We start from the raw sequence: 3414 nt of genomic DNA on the forward strand, positions 1-3414 counted from the left end.
CCCGGGCCCCTCCCGGCGCGACCCGATGCCCCCCCCCCCCGGCGGGGCGGCCGCCGCGCTGCCCGCCCCCCCCCCCCCCCCCGCGGGGGGCTCCCCCGGCAGTCGGGCGGGCGACGCCGGCGCCGGGAGGCCGGCCGGATCCGCCGCCCCCGTGGAACTGCCCGCGCCGAGCGGCGCACCGGCACCCGCCCCCGTCCTCAGCCCGCCCGCCCAGGCGGGCGAAGTCCGCGTGGAGCAGGGCCCGTTCACCGACCGCGTGCGACTGACGGCGCTCGCCCTCGCGCCCGCCGGGAAGCCGGCCGTCACCGGGCACCTGGCCGTCACCTCGGACGTCAGCGACGTCCTGAGCCTGGACCTGCGCGCCGCGTACTACGACGCGGGCGGCCGGCTCCTGGGCACCGGCACCTTCCACTACCAGGAGGAAGGCGCGGACTCACCCGCCCCGGACCACCACGACGGGCCCCGCGCGGGCGGGGACGGGATCGACTTCACCGTGCCGGCGGACCAGCTCACCGCAACCCCGGCGAGCGCCGTGCTCACCCTCCCGGTCCTGGTCAGCGAATAGCCCCGGCACCCGCCCGGCCACCCGGCGCCACGGCCCGGCGGAACTCCCTCACGCCGTCCTCCCGGCGCCGCCCGACGGAGCGGGCTTCGCGCGGACGTGCATGCGTTCGCCCTGCCTCCCGAACAGGCTGAGGACCTCGACGGGCCGTCCGTCGGCGCTGCTGAACCAGTGGGGGAGCCGGGTGTCGAACTCGGCGACCTCGCCGGGGCCGAGGACCAGATCGTGTTCCGGGAGCACCAGCCGCAGCCGGCCCTGCAGCACGTACATCCACTCGTAGCCCTCGTGGGTGCGCAGGTCCGGCTCGGCACCCCGGTCGGTGATGATCATCTTGTACGCCTGGAGGGGGCCGGGGGTCCGGGACAGGGGGACGAACGTCCCGCCGTTCGGCAGCGCGTGCGGCGTCAGCCGGACCCGCGGGTCGCCCACCTCGGGCGCCCCCACCAGGTCGTCGAGCGGCACGCGGTACGCACCGGCCAGCGGGAGCAGCAGCTCCAGGCTGGGCCGGCGCTGCCCGGACTCCAGCCGGGACAGCGTGCTCTTGGAGATGCCCGTCTCCTCGGAGAGCGCGGCCAGGGTGAGGCCGCGCCGGGCGCGCAGCCGCTTGAGGCGCGGGCCGACCTCGTCGAGGACCGCCTGGTACGGCGGGGGCGTGTCCGGGGGCGTGTCCGCGGGTCCGTCGGTGGTTCCGGCGGTGGGTGCGTCGGCGGGTGCGCCGGTGGGGGTGTCCATGGGGGCATTCCACTCTCCCGTCCCGGAAACGGCAACAAGAGTTGTCGTCCGGGACCCACGGGTGCAGGCTCCGCGGCATGACCCGACACAGCGACGCCCACCCCGCGCACGGCGTACCTCCACACGGCGCACCCCCACACGGCGATGGCCAAGGCAACGGTCATGGCCAAGGCAACGGTCATGGCCCTGGTCAGGGCCACGGCCACCACGTGGCCGACGTCGACTGGGACGCCCAGGCCACGGCCCTGGAGACCGGCGCCGAACTGCAGCTCCCGGTCCTGCGCCGGACCGCCGCCCACCTCGGGGAGCTGCTCGGCCCCCGCGCGCAGGTCCGGCGCGTCCTCGACATCGGCAGCGGACCCGGCGTGATGACCTGCGTGCTCGCCGAGGCCTTCGCGGACGCCGAGACCGTCGCCGTGGACGGCTCGTCCGGCCTTCTGGAGCGCACGCTCGCCCGCGCCGGACGCCTCGGCCTCGGCGACCGGGTGGCCGCCCGGAACGCCGAACTGCCCCGAGGCCTCGACGGCCTCGGCACGGCGGATCTGATCTGGAGCAGCAAGGCCGTCCACCACCTCGGCGACCAGCAGGGCGCGCTGGACGCGCTGACCGCGGTGCTGCGGCCCGGCGGGGTGCTCGCCGTGGCGGAGGGCGGTCTGCCGATGCGCTTCCTCCCGCGCGACATCGGCATCGGCCGCCCCGGCCTGCAGGCCCGGCTCGACGCCGTCCTGGAGCACCGGTTCGCGGCCATGCGGGCCGAGCTCCCCGGCGCGGTCCCCGTCGTCGAGGACTGGCCCGCGATGCTCGGCCGCGCCGGGCTCACCCGCGTCGGGAGCTTCACCTCGCTCCTCGACCTGCCGGCCCCGCTGGGCGCACCGGGCCGCGCCTTCCTGCACGCCCAGCTGACCCGGATGCGGGAGATCGCGGGCGAGGTCCTGGACGCGGAGGACACCGAAACCCTCGACGTCCTGCTCGATCCCGGGGCCGAGCAGGGCATCCTGCGCCGGCCCGACGCATTCCTGCTGTCCGCCACCACCGTCTTCACGGGCATGCGCGAGGGCGCCGCCGAAGGGCGGGGGCAGTGAAGCCGCTCGCCGCCGGGTCACCGACGTCCCTGGCAGGGGGGCCGGCGCAGGACACGACTTCGGTCCGGTGGGCACTCGCGGGCCTCTCCCTGTCCGTGCTGCTGTCCTCGCTCGGCACCAGCACCGCGAACGTCGGCCTGCCCACGCTGGCGCACGCCTTCGGCGCCACCTTCCAGCAGGTCCAGTGGGTCGTCCTCGCCTACCTCCTGGCCATCACGACCCTGATCGTCAGCGTCGGCCGGCTCGGCGACATGGTCGGCCGCCGTCGGCTGCTGCTGTCCGGGATCTCCCTGTTCACGGCGGCCTCGGTCCTGTGCGGCCTCGCGCCCACGCTGTGGCTGCTGATCGCCGCCAGGGCGGCGCAGGGCCTCGGGGCGGCCGCCATGATGGCCCTCACCATGGCCTTCGTCGGGGACACGGTGGCGAAGGAGCGGACCGGCAGCGCCATGGGGCTGCTCGGCACCATGTCCTCCGTCGGCACGGCCCTCGGCCCCTCACTGGGCGGTCTGCTGATCGCCGGTCCCGGATGGCGGGCGGTGTTCCTCGTCAACGTGCCGCTCGGCGTCCTCGCCTTCGTCCTGGCCGCCCGTCACCTGCCCGCCGACCGGCGGGACGGGCGCACCGGGCGCGGCGGCTTCGACCACGTGGGCACGCTGCTGCTCGCGCTGACCCTCGGCGCCTACGCCCTGGCCATGACGGCGGGGCACGGCCGTCCCGGTCCGCTCAACCTCGCCCTGCTGGCGGCCGCCGCCCTCGGCGTGGGCCTGTTCGTACGGGCCGAGGTGCGGGCGGCGTCCCCGTTGATCCGGCCGGCGGTCTTCCGCGATCCGCTGCTGAGCGCCGGCCTCGGCATGAGCGCGCTCGTCTCCACCGTGATGATGACCACGCTCGTGGTCGGGCCGTTCCACCTCTCCCGCGGCCTCGGGGGCGGCGCGTGCGCGGTGGGGGGGGTCGGGTCGGGGGCGGGGGGGGGGGACGCGGCGCGCGGCGGGGGGGGCGGGCGGCGCCCCGTCACCCGCGCGGCCGGCTGCGCACCCG

At 76.8% G+C, this 3414-nt stretch carries 3 protein-coding genes and 1 pseudogene; 3 read left to right on the plus strand and 1 reads right to left on the minus strand.

Going from position 1 to position 3414, the window contains the following annotated elements; all coding sequences use genetic code 11:
• Positions 1-565, plus strand: a pseudogene (locus ACFXA3_RS38955) (hypothetical protein); the annotation flags it as partial.
• A 48-nt stretch (positions 566-613) separates the two neighbouring features.
• Here the strand turns inward: ACFXA3_RS38955 and ACFXA3_RS38960 are convergent.
• Entirely contained in the window at positions 614-1294 is a 681-nt protein-coding gene (locus ACFXA3_RS38960; protein WP_385195530.1) for a helix-turn-helix domain-containing protein, read from the minus strand.
• Between the two features lie 77 nt (positions 1295-1371).
• Between ACFXA3_RS38960 and ACFXA3_RS38965 the strand changes: the two genes are divergently transcribed.
• Together ACFXA3_RS38965 and ACFXA3_RS38970 are read left to right on the plus strand one after the other, a co-directional pair.
• Positions 1372-2376, plus strand: a complete 1005-nt coding sequence (locus ACFXA3_RS38965; RefSeq protein ID WP_385195532.1) for a class I SAM-dependent methyltransferase — start codon at positions 1372-1374, stop codon at positions 2374-2376.
• Positions 2373-3414 (plus strand): MFS transporter (locus tag ACFXA3_RS38970; protein ID WP_385195534.1); only part of this gene is annotated, 1042 nt, incomplete at its 3' end. The genes ACFXA3_RS38965 and ACFXA3_RS38970, both read left to right, overlap by 4 nt.

The sequence above is a fragment of the Streptomyces sp. NPDC059456 genome (assembly GCF_042750055.1).
Lineage (GTDB): Bacteria > Actinomycetota > Actinomycetes > Streptomycetales > Streptomycetaceae > Streptomyces.

Bases quoted from the DNA above. Each gene is read 5' to 3' on its own strand.
- ACFXA3_RS38960 (WP_385195530.1), bottom strand. From the start codon at position 1,294: ATGGACACCCCCACCGGCGCACCCGCCGACGCACCCACCGCCGGAACC.
- ACFXA3_RS38965 (WP_385195532.1), top strand. From the start codon at position 1,372: ATGACCCGACACAGCGACGCCCACCCCGCGCACGGCGTACCTCCACAC.